Consider the following 14859-nt stretch of genomic DNA (forward strand, 5'->3'; position numbering starts at 1 on the left):
GGATCCCCTTACTGGACCTGCGCGATGCGCAGCAGGTTGGTGGTGCCGGCCACGGTGAACGGCAGGCCGGCCGAGATGACGATCTGCTGCCCGGCCACGCCGAACTGCTCTTTCAGCACGGTGCGGCTGGCCAGTTCGGTCATCTCCAGCACATCGACCACTTCATGACAGAGCACCGCATGCACGCCCCAGGCCAGCGCCAGCCGGCGCGCGGTGGCCACGCGCGGCGTCATGCCCAGGATCGGCACTTCGGGCCGTTCGCGCGCCATGCGCAGCGCGGAGTAGCCTGAGCTGGTGTAGGTGACCGCGGCAGGCACGCGCAGCAGGTTCGCCACGTGCCGGACGGCATAGCCGATGGCGTCGGCGGCTTCCGCGCGCGGCTCCGAATGCGAGGCCTGGATGGCTTCGTGGTAGTGCGGGTCCGCTTCGGTGCGCGTGATGATGCTGTCCATCATCTGCACGGCTTCGACCGGATAGCTGCCCGAGGCCGATTCGGCGGACAGCATCACGGCGTCGGCGCCGTCGTAGATGGCGGTCGCCACATCGGAGGCCTCCGCGCGCGTCGGCACCGGCGCGCTGACCATCGACTCCAGCATCTGGGTGGCAACGATCACCGGCTTGCCGGCCTTGCGGCAGGCGCGTACGATGCGCTTCTGCAGCGATGGCACCTGTTCCGCCGGCATTTCAACGCCCAGGTCGCCGCGTGCGACCATGACCGCATCCGACGCCGCCACGATCGCTTCCAGGCTCTGGATGGCTGCGGGCTTCTCCAGCTTGGCGACAATGCCGGCGCGGCCGTCCACGATCTGCCTGATCTCTTCGATATCCTCGGCGCGCTGCACGAACGACAGCGCAATCCAGTCCACGCCCAGCGACAGGCCAAAGTCCAGGTCGCACCGGTCCTTCCCGGTCATCGCCGACAGGGGCAGCACCACGCCCGGCACGTTGACGCCCTTGCGGTCGGACAGCGTGCCGCCGTTGATCACGGTGGTTTCGGCGTACTCCGGACCGCACCGCTCCACGCGCAGGCGCACGCGCCCATCGTCGACCAGCAGTTCCGCGCCCGGCTGCAGCGCCGCGAAGATCTCCGGATGCGGCAGGCTGACCCGGTCAACCGAGCCCGGCACGCTGGCATCCAGGTCCAGCCGGAATGCCGCCTGTGCGGCCAGTTTCACCGGGCCATCGGCAAAGGTGCCGATGCGCAGCTTGGGTCCTTGCAGGTCCAGCAGCACGCCGATGGGGCGGCCGCGCTCCTGCTCGATGGCGCGGATGCTGTGCAGCCGCTGCTGGTGGTCGGCATGGGTGCCGTGGCTGAAGTTGAGCCGGAACACATCGGCACCGGCGTCAAACAGGCGCTCGATGGTGGCCGGGTCTGTACTGGCGGGACCGAGCGTGGCCACGATCTTGGCGTTGCGAAGGCGTCTCATGCGGATGCTCCAGATGCGCGCGTCAGCAAGATCGCGCGAAAGTCGTTGACATTGGTGAGCGTGGGACCGGTAACTACGGCATCCCCCAGCGCCTCGAAAAATCCATGGCCGTCGTTGGCGGCCAGCGCATCCTGCGGGCGCAGGCCGGCGCGCCAGGCACGTTCCAGCGTGTCGGTACCAAGCACGGCCCCTGCGATCTCTTCCTGGCCGTCGACACCATCGGTGTCGCCCGCGATCGCATGAATGCCGGGTTCGCCGCGCAGCGTTAGCGCCAGCGACAACAGGAACTCCACGTTCCTGCCGCCCCTGCCCGCGCCGCGCACGGTGACCGTGGTCTCGCCACCGGACAGCAGCACGCACGGCGCGGCAAACGGCTGGCCATGCCTGGCGGCTTCCAGCGCGATACCGCCCAGGACCTTGCCGACATCGCGGGCTTCGCCTTCGATGGCGTCGCCCAACATGTGCACGGCATAGCCGGCCTCGCGGCCCACCTGCGCAGCCGCTTCCAGCGCCAGCCGGGGCGTGGCGATGAACTCGGTGCGGATGCGCGGCAAGCGCGGGTCGCCGGGCTTGAGCGTCTCTGCGGCGTCGGACGCCAGCACCGCCATCACGTTGGGCGGCAGGTCGATCGCACACCGTTTGACGATGGCCAGCGCATCGGCGCGCGTGGTCGGGTCTGGCACGGTCGGACCCGAGGCGATATCGATCGGGTCATCGCCCGGCACATCGGAAATCAGCAGGTTCAGCACCCGCGCCGGATAGCAGGCCGCGGCCAGCCGGCCGCCCTTGATGGCGGACAGGTGCCGGCGCACGCAATTCATCTCCGAAATCGTGGCGCCGGATTTGAGCAGCGCGCGATTGACGCGTTGCTTGTCGTCAAGCGTGATGCCGGCAAGCGGCAGTGGCAGCAGCGACGACCCGCCGCCCGAGACCAGGCAGATCACCAGGTCGTCCTCGCCCAGGCCCGCCACCAGCTCCAGCATGCGCTGCGAAGCGGCCAGCCCGGCGTCGTCCGGCACAGGGTGCGCGGCCTCCACGATCTCGATGCGCGAACACGGCGCCGCATAGCCGTAGCGGGTGACCACCAGGCCTTCAAGCGGCCAGGGCCATGCCGCCTCCAGCGCGTTCGCCATGGCTGCCGACGCTTTGCCGGCGCCAACGACGATGGTGCGTCCGCGCGGCGGCGGCGGCGGCAGGTGCCGCGCCAGGGTCCTGGCAGGCTGCGCGGCGGCGACCGCCGCTTCGAACATGCGCTGCAGCAGCACGGTGGGCTCGGAATATGGCTTGCTCACGTCGGCCCCTTAGTGCATCAGATTGGCGTGGGCATCCGCCGCGGCGGCGATGCGTGCGCGTAGCGGGGTTTCGTCCTGGCCCGGCGGCACCCCATCGGCTTCGTCTTCGAGCTTGCCGTCCAGTGCATCGGCCAGTTGCCGGCGGTCCACCGCCCCAACCCATCGTGCAATGGCCAGCGTGCCCACGGCATTGCCGATCGTGTTGGTGATGGCGCGCGCCTCGGACATGAAGCGGTCGACACCGAGCAGCAGCACCATGCCGGCAACAGGGATCTTGCCCAGGGACGCCAGCGTTGCCGCCAGCGTGATAAAGCCGGAGCCGGTCACGCCCGCCGAACCCTTGGAGGTCAGCAGCAGCACGCCAAGCACCACCAGCTGGTCCGTCATGGTCAGCGGCGTATTGGTCGCCTGGGCCACGAAGATCGCGGCCATGGTGTAGTAGATGCACTGCCCGTCCGGGTTGAAGGTCAGGCCGGAAGGCACCACCAGCCCCACCACTGGCTTGCTGACGCCGGCGTTTTCCAGCTTGCGCATCAGCTGCGGCACCACCGACTCCGACGAGCTGGTGCCGAGCACGGTGAACAGCTCATCGCGGATGTACTTCAGGAACTTCCACAGGCTGAATCCGGACAGCCGCGCCACGCCCCCCAGCACGATCACCACAAACAGGAAGCAGGTGATGTACATCGTGCCCATCAGCTTGCCCAGGGAGACCACCGAGCCCAGGCCGTACTTGCCCACGGTAAAGGCCATCGCGCCGAACGCCGCGATCGGCGCCAGCCGCATGATCATCCCCACGACAGTGAAGATGCCGTGCGTAAAGGAGTCCAGGAAATCCACCACCGGCCTGGCGCGCGCTCCGATATGTGACAACGCAATGCCGAACAACGTGGCAAAGACCAGGATCTGCAGGATGTCGTTCTTGGCCAGCGCGTCGACGATGCTGGTCGGCACCAGGTTCATCATGAAGTCGATGAACGTGTGCGGTTTCTCCGCGGCATGCGTGTAGCCGGCGATGGCCTTGGTGTCCAGATGCGCCGGATCGATATTCATGCCATGGCCCGGCTGGACCACGTTGACGACGAGCAGGCCCAGAGCCAGCGCAAATGTCGACAACACCTCAAAGTAGATCAGGGCCCGCACGCCGACGCGGCCGAGCTCCTTCATGTTCTCCATGCGCGCGATGCCGAGCACCACCGTCGCAAAGATGATGGGCGCGAACACCATCTTGATCAGCTTGATGAACACGTCGCCAAGCGGCTTCAGGTCACTCGCGATATCGGGCGCCCACACGCCCAGGGCAACGCCGGCGCCAACGCCTAGCAATACCTGGACATAGAGCTTGCCAAGCAGCCTATGAATCATTGCTGTCTCCTGCTGTGTCTTTAAGGCAAAGCGCTCCCCGGCGCAGCTCTCAACGGCTGCTCCTCATGCCCGGAAGGCTGTACGGGCCGTGCAGGCCCGCAGGATGCGCCCCGGCCTGGCCGGGACGCGCGGCTGGCGTGGCCTGGCGCTCAGGCCGCCTTCGCCTCTTTGCCGCCGGCGAGGAGGTCGCACACGGCCTTGGTCACTTCAGCGGTGGTCGCCTTGCCGCCCAGGTCGCCGGTATGCAGCGCCGGGTTGGCGGTCACGGCTTCGACGGCCTGCATCACGCGCTGCGCCGCCTCGTTCTCGTAGAGGTGTTCCAGCAGCATGACCACCGACCAGAAGGTGCCGACCGGGTTGGCCAGGCCTTTGCCCATGATGTCGAAGGCCGAGCCGTGGATGGGCTCGAACATCGACGGGTAGCGGCGCTCCGGATCGATATTGCCGGTCGGGGCGATGCCCAGGCTGCCGGCCAGCGCGGCGGCCAGGTCGCTCAGGATGTCGGCATGCAGGTTGGTGGCGACGATGGTGTCCAGCGAGGCCGGGCGGTTCACCATGCGCGCCGTGGCTGCATCGACCAGTTCCTTGTCCCAGGTGACGTCCGGGAATTCCCTGGCCACCTGCACAGCAACTTCGTCCCACATCACCATGGCGTGGCGCTGCGCGTTGGACTTGGTGATCACCGTCAGCAGCTTGCGGGGACGCGACTGGGCCAGCTTGAAGGCAAAGCGCAGGATGCGCTCCACCCCCACACGGGTCATCATGCTGACGTCGGTGGCTGCCTCGATCGGGTGGCCCTGGTGCACGCGGCCGCCCACGCCCGAGTATTCGCCTTCCGAGTTCTCGCGCACGATTACCCAGTTCAGGTCCTCCGCGGCACAGCGCTTGAGCGGCGCATCGATGCCGGGCAGGATGCGCGTCGGGCGCACGTTGGCGTACTGGTCGAAGCCCTGGCAGATCTTCAGGCGCAGGCCCCACAGGGTGATGTGATCCGGGATATGCGGGTCGCCGGCCGAGCCGAACAGGATGGCATCCTTGTCGCGCAGCGCGTCCAGGCCGTCGGCCGGCATCATCACGCCGTGCTGGCGATAGTAGTCGCCGCCCCAGTCGAAGTCTTCGAATTCAAAGCGGAAGCCTGCGCCGGCAGACGCCAGCGCCTCCATCACTTCACGGCCGGCCGGCACCACCTCCTTGCCAATGCCATCGCCGGGGATCGTTGCAATGCGGTACGTCTTCATCTGTGTCTCCTGGTCTGAATCGCGTTGAGTGCGTAGAGCGGATTCTGGGCCGTGGACAAGGTATTGGATCGCTTGTAGAGTTAAACCATTCTTAACCTGAAATTAAAGATGGAATGGCGTCATCGTCCGGTATTCAGCCTTCCGAGCTGGGCTTTTTCACCTCAGTCGCCACCGCAGGCAGCCTGAGCGCGGCCGCACGCGGCCTCGGAATCACAACGGCCGCGGTCAGCAAGCGGCTGGCGCAGATGGAGGCGCGCATCGGCATGCCGCTGGTGACGCGCACCACGCGGCGCATGAGCCTGACGCCGGAGGGCGAGGTCTATCTGGAGCACGCACGGCGCATCCTCAGCGACATCGACGACCTGGACCAGATCCTGACCCGCTCAAAGGGCCGGCCGAGCGGCCTCTTGCGGGTCAATGCCACGCTGGGGTTCGGGCGCATGCATGTGGCGCCAGTGATTTCCGAGTATGTCGCCGCCTACCCGGAGGTGGACGTCCAGCTCCAGCTCTCCGCCGACCCGCCGCCGCTGACCGAAGACGCCTTCGATGTCTGCATCCGCTTCGGCCAGCCGCCCGACGCCCGCATCGTGGCCAGGAAGCTGGCGCCGAACCGGCGCCTGCTGTGCGCCTCGCCCAAATACCTGCGCAGCCACGGCACGCCGCATACGCCCGCGGACCTGCGCCTGCACAACTGCATCGGCATCCGCCAAGGCAGCGACGCCTATGGCGTATGGCGCCTGACCTCAGGCAAGGGGGCGAAGGCGCGGACCGAATCGGTCCATGTGCGCGGCAACCTCACCACCAATGACGGCGAAATCGCGGTGAACTGGGCGCTGGAAGGCCACGGCATCGTGATGCGCGCCGAGTGGGATATCGAGCGATTCCTGCGCAGCGGGCGCCTGGTGCAGGTATTGCCGCAATACGTGACGCCGGAGGCAGACATCTACGCCGTCTACCAGCAGCGGCACCAGCTGTCGTCCCGGATCCGGCTGTTCGTGGAGTTCCTGGCGGCGAAGTTCAGTGAGTTTGGGAAGTAGCGGCGGCAAGCAGTCAAGCGTTCACGCAGGCGAAAGAAACGCAACGCCTATTGGCTCTCGATCCACTGAATCGCGAAGCGCATCAGCTCCTTGCCGTTGGGAATATCCAGCTTTTCCTTGATGTTGGCCTGGTGTGCCTCGATGGTCTTGACGCTGCGATTCAGCTTCGCGGCGATCTGGCGGGTGCTGAAGCCGAGTCCGATCAGGTGCAGGACTTCGAACTCCCGCTCCGAAAGGCTCGCGATCGAGCCCGTCGGGGTTTTTTGAGGAGCCTTCAGGGCCCGCGCCAGCTTTTCATGCATGGCGGCGCTCAGGTAGACATTGCCTGCCAGCACCTCGCGGATGGCGTTCACAATATGCTCCGTGGCCTCGAGTTTCATCAGATACCCGTTGGCGCCTGCCCGCAGTGCGCGTTCGGCAAACAGTGTTTCGTCATGCATGCTGAGGACAAGGATTGCCAGCTTTGGATAGTGTTGCCGGAGCGTCTTGACGAGATCCAGGCCGGAATTCGAGTGCAGGCTGAGGTCCACAATGGCCATGTCAGGCTGGCAGGTCATCAACGCCAGCGCATCTTCGGCACTGCCGGCCGCACAGCAGACGTGCAGGTCCTCATGCAGATTCAGCATTTGGCTTAACCCCTCCCGGATGATGGGGTGGTCATCCACGATCAGGATCTGGGTTGCGCGGCCCGGGCTAGATGGCTTCTGTTGCATGGCCCGGACTCTCTGGTATCGGATAACTGATGGCAACCGTGGTGCCACCCAGAGCATTGCGGGTGATCGTGCAGGAGCCGCCCAGGAGGCTCGCCCGGTGACGCAGGTTGTGAAGCCCCAGCCCCGAAGCACGCTCCATTCTTTCCGGGTCGACCCCCACCCCATCGTCACTGATGGAAAGGCGCTGCATCCCGCCTTCGCGCTCCAGGTCGATCCCGATGTGGTGTCCCCTGCTATATTTCAGCGCGTTATTCACGGCTTCCTGTGCCGCACGGTAAAGGTTGATCTGCATCGGCGGATCCAGCAAGTCCACGTCTGATCCGATGCGCAGCGTGCAGTCTATGCCGTCCAGCGCGCAGGTCGTCTGCGCCAGGCCTTGCAGTGCAACCGCAAGGCCACCAGATTCCATGGCGACCGGGTCCAGGCCATGGGCAATCTTGCGAGTCATCAAGGACGCCTGCTTCACCAGTCCGACGATGGTAGCCGCGTCCGCGGCGGCCGGGTGGCCATGCTTGTGCAGTGTTTGACTCAAGGTGGCGCAGTAGAAGCCCAGGCTGGTGAGGTGCTGCCCGAGGCCGTCATGCAGTTCCCGGCCGATGAGCCTCTGCTGCTGATCGCCGATCCGGATCAGTTCCTCTTCCAGCAGACGACGACGCGCCATCTCCTGCTTCAGCTCATGGTTTGCCCGCTCCAGGTCCCGGGTTCGCTCTTGCACGCGCCGCTCCAGTTCGATGTGGGATGCCTGCATCAGGCTATGGACACGCTTCTCCTGGGCATGTGCCGCTACCAGCAGCAGCCCGGTTACTGCCACGACGTTCGCGAAGGCGCACCATCTCACAAGGCTATCTGTTGGAGACTCTGCGGCAAAGGGACCGGTGCCGTTCGTGGTGCCCCAGATGGCCACGATTGAGACCATCAAGGTTGCGAAGGTGGTACCCAGGTGATCGAAGCGCAGAGCCGCCCAGATAATGAACGGAAGAATCGCCAGGGCTGAAGGATAGTAGCCGTGCCCGGCAAGTTCGGGAGCGCCGAAGATGAGGTAACTCGCCCAGAGGATGGCAGCGGCCAGTCCGCACGCTTCCACGGCCTGCTTTGCGGAGTGCACAGGGCCAGGACTCGCAAGCAAGCTGAGCAGGGGCGGCGCCACCACCAGCACCCCCATCATGTCACCGAGCCACCATTCCAGGACTGCCTTGCCGTACTCGGAAGCCGACACCCGGCCCGCGCCAAGGAGGGCGGTCGCGCCAATCAGGGCACTCACTGCCGTGCTGACCGTCGCCGCCAGGATGATGAAGGCCAGTACGTCCCTGATGCGGTCGAGGGTGATCTGGAATCGGGCCACGCGTGTCAACAAGAATGTGGCCGTCAAGGCCGCAGCCGTCGCGCCGACGCCAATCAGCGCGGCCATTGGTAGTGGCACGCCGACCGACATATTGGCAAAAAAGGAGCCAATGGCAATTCCGGGGGCAGCTGCGAAGCCCATGACAAGGAGCGCAACGAGGGCGATGCCGCTGGAAGGCCACACCAGGGACACTGCACCGCCCACTACTGCATAAGCCAGTCCCAGCTTTGCACTTGCGTAATACGCCAAAGCGACAAATCCGGTATGAACGAAAAGTCTGAGCCTTAAGTTGCGCGGGATAATAAACATTGTTCGCTTCAAACCCTCGGGAACAGACACTGTCACATCCAGTCATTTCTATCGTTAAACGGAATGACGACACTCTTGCGAAAGTGAATGTTCCATGCACCTGCGGCAAATCACGAGCCTGCACCGAATCGATGCAAGGCGAAGTGCTGCAAGACCATGGTGCCGCAACACTACTATGAATCTACTTCAGAACTCCCCCGCACGGTAAGCGTGGCCGGACGGATTCGATCGCCACCATGCAGTAATGCAGGGTGAGTCTGCCCTGCCCACCCGCTAGGGCAATCCCCTAGCCTCTTTTCGGAAAAAAGCCTTATTCATATGCTTGCTGTCAGGGCCTACATTTCATTGCACTTGTGCGAAGTTGCGACTCTCAAGCTGAAGCGAAAGAAGAATCGTTTCGGTGTTTTTGCAACGACCTGAAATGGAGGTAAGAAAAATGGTAAAGACAGTCATACTGCTCGCTGCGGCGAGTGCGGCGCTTAGTGCCGGAGTTGCCTATGCCGGCATCGGGGCGCGGGATGTCTACACTGACGGCGCCAGCACGATGGGGCCTCGAGACCCATATACCGATGGGGGAAAGACCACAAAGTTTGACGTCTATTCAGATGGGGCGAAAGTCACGGATAGACGCGACGCGTTCACCGATGGCTCGTGAATCACCAACCGCGATCGACTCGTTGGCGACAGCATGTAAGGAACTACAGAAAAAGGTCCCCTGAAAGAAATACGTGGCCGGCACTCAGCCTCCTCGGCCACATACCAGCAACTCCTCCGAGTCGCAGCCTCGGGGGATTTTTTTTGCAGGAAGCGGAGCGGCATCGCCGATGCCGCTGCAGCAGCCGACAAATGAACGCCGACCAATGGTCGTATGCAGCTTCCTCTTTCTGGCCAGCCACCGCACGAGAGAAGCCCCCGCTCCATCTCCATTTATTTCGTAGCTTGCGCGAGGGCCCTCAGCCTTCGACAGCAAATGCGGAATCGCACGGCATCCCCGCTCAACAGGCGTTCGCGAGAATCCTCCATTGCCGACACAACAATCCGGCTTATTGCCGCGTATACCTCGCAAACAGCTCAGTCATGTTTCAGCGCTCCCGAACGCCGTGCTTCGCACACAGTATCGCGCAATGCCAGGCAACTCCGCGCCTGCTCGTCGCCGCCGCGCTTTCACAGCAGGCGCTCCGCCTCCTCGATCAGGGCGGTGGGCGACAGCATGTCGCCACGCGCGAAACGCACCAGTGCGACGGATCGCACCAGCGGCGGATCGCCCGGGACGTGGGCAGTGAGCAGGTCGATGTCGTATGCCGGCCCCGCGCTGTCCGCCGCGAGCAGCACGTTCATGGCACTAAGCCGCAAGTGTCTTTGCTCGATGGAAAAGCAGGAGCCTGCGTCCGCCAGGACCTCGGCCAGGCATTCCAGTTGACGGTCAAGCGCCCCGGTTTCGGGGCCGAGCTGCGCAAGCTCCTGCTCGTTCGCGGCAATCTGCCCGCTCAGGCCGGCCTGCTCGCCGGGACTTGCGTCGGCGTCGCCGCCGAGCACCGAACGCATGCCGGTGCCTTGCTGCTGGAGCAGGCGCAGGCGCGCCACCAGCAGCGCCTGCTCGCGCGCGAGCACGTCGCGGCGCGACTTGCCGGCAGCGAAACGTGCCAGACCCTCCATGCTGAGCTGATCGAACATGCGCCGGACAATTTCCTCGCGCAGCGCTGCCTCGCTGCGAGCGATGATCCTGACCTTGTGATCGCCGAAACTGACGGTGGTTTGCGGCACTTCCGTGCGCATGACATCGCCTTCCAGCGCAACCCCGAGCGTGCGCCGCTCGGTCATCGCCATCCCCAGCACCGCAAACGCCTGCGGCGTGTCGGGCGACTGTTCGAAGAACGCTCGCAGTTCCGGAGAGCGGCTGAAGGCCAGCTGCACGTCACGCGGCGTGCCGAAGAAGGCGTGAATATAGGGATCATCACCCCACGCCTGCATGCTGGCCTCCCGCGGCGCGGGAAGACCCTGGACCAGTTCGCGCACGTAGTCCTGCGCTTGCTCGAGCGCAGGCCGAAGCCGCTGCTGGTAGCGTGACACCAGCCGCAAGCGCGGATAGATCCGGGTCACGCGCTCGGTCAGCTCGGCAATCTCTTGCTTGTCGTGCGCGTGGGCTTGCGCATTGCGCCGGCGCAACCACCCCAGGAAACCCATCGGCATGCTCCCACCCGGCGCCGCCTTACTCAGCGGGCCTGCTTGGGCGTGACAGAAATGGCAAGGGCTTCGGTGTAGACGGCCTGCACCTGGTCACCGCGTCGAACCGCCTTCAGTTGCTTCGGGTCCTCGACATGCACGTCCACCGTCTTGCCTCTTGGCCCCTTGAGCGTCACCATGCCGGTCTTGGCGTTGACGGCCACCACGTCGGCAGTGACCGTCACCTCGCGCCCGACCATGCCGCCGGGCTTGGCGCCAGGAGCGGCCCGGTCGGAGGTCTCGCGTTCGGTGCTGGAGCGCATGCCACTCTGCCTGGCGAGGGTCACTGACAAGGCTTGCGTGTACTCGACCGTGACCATGTCGCCCACGCGGAGCTGCTCGAAGTTGCGCACGTCCTCGCCGACCTGTACGTCCGTGACCTTGCCCTGCTTGTTCTTGAGCGAAATGGTGCGCGTGGCGGCATCGATGGCCACCACCGTGGCAGTGGCCTTGACCGTGCCGGTGGTCTTGGTTGCCCCCACGCCCGACACCGTGTCCACGCGAGTCTCGGGCTGTGCCAGCACCGGAAGAGTTGCCGCGGCAAGTACCGCCGCCACGATTAGCTTGCTGGGATGCATGACGTCTCCTCGAGCCCCGTCTGGTGGCATGCCGTCGTTCGGCGGCGCCGGCACGACGCTGGCGCTTCTACCGGAAAGGTCTATAAACCATAGCATACGAACGGTTATTCGCCTGCCCGCGCCCCTCACGCCACATTTTCGTTGGCGTTCACGGACTGGGCCCTGGTTCAGGTATCGACTACCCAGGCACGTGGGAGGCCTGCCAATGCATCAACCCAAGATCGTCGTGGTCGGCGCAGGACTGGTTGGCGGCTCGGCGGCCCTGTTTGCGGCCGTGGCCATCCCGAGCGCGGAGGTGGTCATCATCGATGTTGCCCGAATCCGGGCCGAAGGGCAGGCGCTGGACCTCGCCCACTCCGCCGCATTCTGGGGAAACAATCGTTTCTATGCGGGCGACTACGAGAACGCGCGCGACGCGGACGTTGTCGTCATCACCGCCGGCGTTGGCGTGAAGCCGGGGCAGACTCGCCTGGACCTGGCCAAGACCAATGCGGGCATCGCCGCCGAAATCGTGGATCGCATTGCGCCCCTGGCGCCGGATGCCATATACATCATCGCGACCAACCCCTGCGATGTGTTGGCCGGCGTCGTTTTTGAGCGCCTGCGCTGCGCGCGGGAGCGCGTCATCAGCACCGGCACCTCGCTCGACACCGGACGGCTGCGATCGCTACTGTCCGAGCGGCTGGGCGTCGTGGCGCCGGGGATTCACGCCTACGTTGTCGGCGAACACGGCGAATCCGCGGTCATCGCATGGTCGGGTGCAACGGTCTGCGGCATGCCCCTTGAAACCTTCCTGTCCAGGACCGGCAAGGAGCTGGGGCCAGCCAGCCGCGACCTGATCCTGCGCTCCGTGCACGAGGCGGCCAAGCTCATCAAGGAAGGCAAGGGCGCTACCCACTATGGCATCGCCAGTGCGATCGGGCGAATCTGCCAGGCCATCGTGCATAACGCCGACCTGATTCTCACGGTTGGCATCGTGCATCCCGAAGTCGAAGGCGTGCCAGAGGTGTGCGTGTCGCTGCCGATGGTGGTCAATGGCGGCGGAGCGCAGTTGCTGGCTTACCCGGAACTCACCCCCACCGAGCGCGAGGACCTGCGGCGCAGCGCGCGCATCGTCAAGGAGGCGACCGACAGCGTGCTGCTGGACCGGTAGGGACATCGCGCACGCTCCGGAGTACCGAACCACGCCGCCGTCAGGAGGCTGATCATGGATGTATCGCCCGCCAAGGCTCCACCGCCTGCAAGCTCGCCGGCCGCGAAACCAGCGGCCCCCGCAGGGCATCTCAAAGACCTCTGGAGATTTCTAGTCCCGGTGGGAATCGGCATCGTCCTCTGGTTCCTGCCGGCGCCAGCCGGCCTGGAGCTGAAGGCGTGGCACATGTTCGCGGTATTTGTCGCCACCATCGCCGGCATCATGACCGCCCCGCTGCCCATGGCGGCCGTCGCCATCATCGGCGCCACGGCCGGCGTGCTTGCTGGTGTCGTGTCCTTTGCCGACGTCACCAAATCCACGGGCACGGACCTGGTCTGGCTGGTGATGCTCGCCTTCTTCATTTCCCGAGGCGTGATCAAGACCGGGCTGGGGCGCCGCATTGCATTGCTGTTCATGCGGCTGCTGGGCAAGCGAACCGTGGGACTTGGTTATGGGCTGGCCCTGACCGAACTCATGATCTCGCCCGCCATGCCAAGCATCACCGCCCGCGCCGGCGGGGTGATGCTGCCGATTACCAAGGCGATAGCGGAAGTCCTCGGCAGCCATGCCGATGACCCGGAATCCCGCGGCAAGGTGGGAAGCTATCTGATTCTCTGCGCCTTCCACGCGAACATCATTACCGCAGGCATGTTCATCACGGCGATGGCTGGCAATCCCCTTGCGGTCAAGCTGGCCGCGGACCAGGGCGTCGCGATCAGCTGGCTCGACTGGGCAGTGGCCGCATCGGTTCCCGGCCTGGTGTGCCTGGCCATCATTCCGGTCGCCATGCTGTGGATAGTCCAGCCGCAGATCCGCCGGACACCCGATGCAACGGCCCTGGCCCAACGGGAACTCGTCGCCCTGGGCCCCATCTCCGCCAAGGAAATCATCATGGCGGCAATTTTCATTGGCTTGCTGGTGCTCTGGATCTTCGGTGAGGACCTGGCCATCGGCGCAACGCTGGCTGCGGCTCTCGGCGTCTCGCTGCTGTTCATCACCGGCGTGCTGACCTGGGACGACGCCCTGAACGAGAAGTCCGCCTGGGACACCATGATCTGGATCGGTCTGCTGATCATGCTGGCCTCCAAGCTCAATGAGTACGGCATGGTCTCCTGGTTCGGCAAGGAGTTCGGGGCGCACCTCGAGGGCTTCCACAGGCTGGCCGTCTATATGCTGGTGGCGGCGATCTATTGCTACGTTCACTACTTCTTCGCCAGCGCCACGGCACATATCAGCGCGCTCTTCCCCCTGTCCATGGCGCTGATGGTCGCGGCCGGCATCCCGCCTTTCACCGCCGCGGTCGCCCTCGGCGTCCTGAGCAATGTCAACGGTTGCCTGACCCAATATGGCATCGGCTCCGGACCGGTCATGTTCGGCGCGGGCTATGTCACCCAGGGGGAATGGTGGAAGGCTGGCTTTCTGATGAGCCTTATCTACATGTTCGTCTGGCTGGTAATCGGCCCGCTTTGGTGGCAGTTCCTCGGGCACGTCTGACACCGCACCGGGCAGGAAAATGAGCCAGCCCCCTGATCCGGGAGCTGGCTCCGGACGCCATCAAGTGCGCACTATGAGGCACTTTTATCCATTCCTTGATTGTGGGAACAACTCGCGCCAATCACGCATCCCTGCCCGACTGCCGGCGTCGCTAACAATAGCTTACATACACGGACATCCGGTTGAATTACCCTCCGCTGCCTGAACCTTGCCCGCCCGGGCCCACCAAACGAAAAACAGCCACATATGAAGAAGATCTACGCGTACCCGCTGATGGCAATGGCCATGCTGACTACCGCCTCGGGGGCCGCCTTTGCGCAGCATGTTGTCGGGGGGATGGGCGAGGAAGTCCGGATTGGTGCGTTCGCCGGTCCGACGCACGGCACCGACAGCAATCGCGGCATGCCCACCGGGCGCAGGTTCAATACGGCAAAGCCGGGCAGGCAAGCCGCCGACCCGCGTAGCGCACGTCCGATCAGCGCGCGCGGAGCTGCACCCACGCTCCCCGGCAAGCATTTGCCATAGCCGCGCGCATGCGTTCGCGATCATCCCTGATCGCCGACGCAACAACCCGCGCGCCCACGCTGCCCGCGCCTTGGACAAGCGAGAATCCACGCTGTTATATTGCGTGGATCGATCCTGGTGCAAC

The 14859-nt window shown here is 64.8% G+C and carries 13 protein-coding genes; 5 read left to right on the forward strand and 8 right to left on the reverse strand.

Going from position 1 to position 14859, the window contains the following annotated elements:
- Positions 1-8: 8 nt before the first annotated feature.
- The 4 genes from pyk to AC07UK_RS01735 all read right to left on the reverse strand — a co-directional run bounded on the left by pyk (position 9) and on the right by AC07UK_RS01735 (position 5322).
- Positions 9-1427 carry a pyruvate kinase gene (gene pyk, locus AC07UK_RS01720; RefSeq protein WP_436221940.1) on the reverse strand — a complete coding sequence of 473 codons (1419 nt, stop codon included), beginning with the start codon at positions 1425-1427 and terminating at the stop codon, positions 9-11.
- Positions 1424-2677, reverse strand: a complete 1254-nt coding sequence (locus AC07UK_RS01725) for a glycerate kinase type-2 family protein (RefSeq protein ID WP_494685478.1) — start codon at positions 2675-2677, stop codon at positions 1424-1426. The genes pyk and AC07UK_RS01725 overlap by 4 nt, the downstream gene beginning before the upstream one ends.
- A 51-nt stretch (positions 2678-2728) precedes the next feature.
- Positions 2729-4084 (reverse strand): dicarboxylate/amino acid:cation symporter, encoded by a 1356-nt coding sequence (locus AC07UK_RS01730; RefSeq protein ID WP_494685365.1) that lies wholly within the window; start codon positions 4082-4084, stop codon positions 2729-2731.
- Between the two features lie 149 nt (positions 4085-4233).
- Complete coding sequence (locus AC07UK_RS01735) at positions 4234-5322, reverse strand: tartrate dehydrogenase (protein ID WP_494685364.1); 1089 nt, start codon at positions 5320-5322, stop codon at positions 4234-4236.
- 113 nt (positions 5323-5435) lie between these two features.
- On the opposite strand from AC07UK_RS01735, the gene AC07UK_RS01740 reads away from it, so the two are divergent.
- Positions 5436-6359: a LysR family transcriptional regulator gene (locus AC07UK_RS01740; RefSeq protein ID WP_494685363.1), complete on the forward strand. Its 924-nt coding sequence runs from the start codon at positions 5436-5438 to the stop codon at positions 6357-6359.
- Positions 6360-6406: 47 nt separating this feature from the next.
- Here the strand turns inward: AC07UK_RS01740 and AC07UK_RS01745 are convergent, their stop codons facing one another.
- Together AC07UK_RS01745 and AC07UK_RS01750 are read right to left on the reverse strand one after the other, a co-directional pair.
- Positions 6407-7072, reverse strand: a complete 666-nt coding sequence (locus tag AC07UK_RS01745) for a response regulator (protein ID WP_436221944.1) — start codon at positions 7070-7072, stop codon at positions 6407-6409.
- A complete protein-coding gene (locus AC07UK_RS01750) occupies positions 7053-8723 on the reverse strand; it encodes an MASE1 domain-containing protein (protein ID WP_494685362.1) in 1671 nt (556 codons plus the stop codon). The genes AC07UK_RS01745 and AC07UK_RS01750 overlap by 20 nt, the downstream gene beginning before the upstream one ends.
- A gap of 436 nt (positions 8724-9159) precedes the next feature.
- Here AC07UK_RS01750 and AC07UK_RS01755 point away from each other — a divergent pair, with 436 nt between their 5' ends.
- The gene (locus AC07UK_RS01755) at positions 9160-9378 is read left to right on the forward strand and encodes a hypothetical protein (RefSeq protein ID WP_436223087.1); all 219 of its coding nucleotides are present in this window, start codon (positions 9160-9162) and stop codon (positions 9376-9378) included.
- A gap of 509 nt (positions 9379-9887) precedes the next feature.
- Here AC07UK_RS01755 and AC07UK_RS01760 read toward each other — a convergent pair.
- Together AC07UK_RS01760 and AC07UK_RS01765 are read right to left on the reverse strand one after the other, a co-directional pair.
- Positions 9888-10907, reverse strand: a complete 1020-nt coding sequence (locus AC07UK_RS01760) for a hypothetical protein (protein ID WP_436221946.1) — start codon at positions 10905-10907, stop codon at positions 9888-9890.
- A 29-nt stretch (positions 10908-10936) separates the two neighbouring features.
- Complete coding sequence (locus tag AC07UK_RS01765) at positions 10937-11524, reverse strand: hypothetical protein (RefSeq protein WP_436221947.1); 588 nt, start codon at positions 11522-11524, stop codon at positions 10937-10939.
- A gap of 205 nt (positions 11525-11729) precedes the next feature.
- Here AC07UK_RS01765 and AC07UK_RS01770 point away from each other — a divergent pair, with 205 nt between their 5' ends.
- The 3 genes from AC07UK_RS01770 (at position 11730) to AC07UK_RS01780 (ending at position 14735) form a co-directional block, all read left to right on the forward strand.
- Complete coding sequence (locus AC07UK_RS01770; protein ID WP_436221948.1) at positions 11730-12677, forward strand: lactate/malate family dehydrogenase; 948 nt, start codon at positions 11730-11732, stop codon at positions 12675-12677.
- A gap of 54 nt (positions 12678-12731) precedes the next feature.
- The gene (locus AC07UK_RS01775; protein WP_436221949.1) at positions 12732-14210 is read left to right on the forward strand and encodes a DASS family sodium-coupled anion symporter; all 1479 of its coding nucleotides are present in this window, start codon (positions 12732-12734) and stop codon (positions 14208-14210) included.
- Positions 14211-14456: 246 nt separating this feature from the next.
- The gene (locus AC07UK_RS01780; protein ID WP_436221950.1) at positions 14457-14735 is read left to right on the forward strand and encodes a hypothetical protein; all 279 of its coding nucleotides are present in this window, start codon (positions 14457-14459) and stop codon (positions 14733-14735) included.
- Positions 14736-14859 lie beyond the last annotated feature (124 nt).

It is taken from the genome of Cupriavidus sp. GW821-FHT07C08 (genome assembly GCF_059419025.1).

What these genes read in the sequence shown, in the direction of transcription:
- AC07UK_RS01730 (WP_494685365.1), bottom strand. Translation starts at nt 4,084, where the DNA reads ATGATTCATAGGCTGCTTGGCAAGCTCTATGTCCAGGTATTGCTAGGC.
- pyk (WP_436221940.1), bottom strand. Translation starts at nt 1,427, where the DNA reads ATGAGACGCCTTCGCAACGCCAAGATCGTGGCCACGCTCGGTCCCGCC.
- AC07UK_RS01755 (WP_436223087.1), top strand. Translation starts at nt 9,160, where the DNA reads ATGGTAAAGACAGTCATACTGCTCGCTGCGGCGAGTGCGGCGCTTAGT.
- AC07UK_RS01760 (WP_436221946.1), bottom strand. Translation starts at nt 10,907, where the DNA reads ATGGGTTTCCTGGGGTGGTTGCGCCGGCGCAATGCGCAAGCCCACGCG.
- AC07UK_RS01780 (WP_436221950.1), top strand. Translation starts at nt 14,457, where the DNA reads ATGAAGAAGATCTACGCGTACCCGCTGATGGCAATGGCCATGCTGACT.
- AC07UK_RS01775 (WP_436221949.1), top strand. Translation starts at nt 12,732, where the DNA reads ATGGATGTATCGCCCGCCAAGGCTCCACCGCCTGCAAGCTCGCCGGCC.
- AC07UK_RS01750 (WP_494685362.1), bottom strand. Translation starts at nt 8,723, where the DNA reads ATGTTTATTATCCCGCGCAACTTAAGGCTCAGACTTTTCGTTCATACC.
- AC07UK_RS01745 (WP_436221944.1), bottom strand. Translation starts at nt 7,072, where the DNA reads ATGCAACAGAAGCCATCTAGCCCGGGCCGCGCAACCCAGATCCTGATC.
- AC07UK_RS01725 (WP_494685478.1), bottom strand. Translation starts at nt 2,677, where the DNA reads ATGTTCGAAGCGGCGGTCGCCGCCGCGCAGCCTGCCAGGACCCTGGCG.
- AC07UK_RS01770 (WP_436221948.1), top strand. Translation starts at nt 11,730, where the DNA reads ATGCATCAACCCAAGATCGTCGTGGTCGGCGCAGGACTGGTTGGCGGC.
- AC07UK_RS01765 (WP_436221947.1), bottom strand. Translation starts at nt 11,524, where the DNA reads ATGCATCCCAGCAAGCTAATCGTGGCGGCGGTACTTGCCGCGGCAACT.
- AC07UK_RS01735 (WP_494685364.1), bottom strand. Translation starts at nt 5,322, where the DNA reads ATGAAGACGTACCGCATTGCAACGATCCCCGGCGATGGCATTGGCAAG.
- AC07UK_RS01740 (WP_494685363.1), top strand. Translation starts at nt 5,436, where the DNA reads ATGGCGTCATCGTCCGGTATTCAGCCTTCCGAGCTGGGCTTTTTCACC.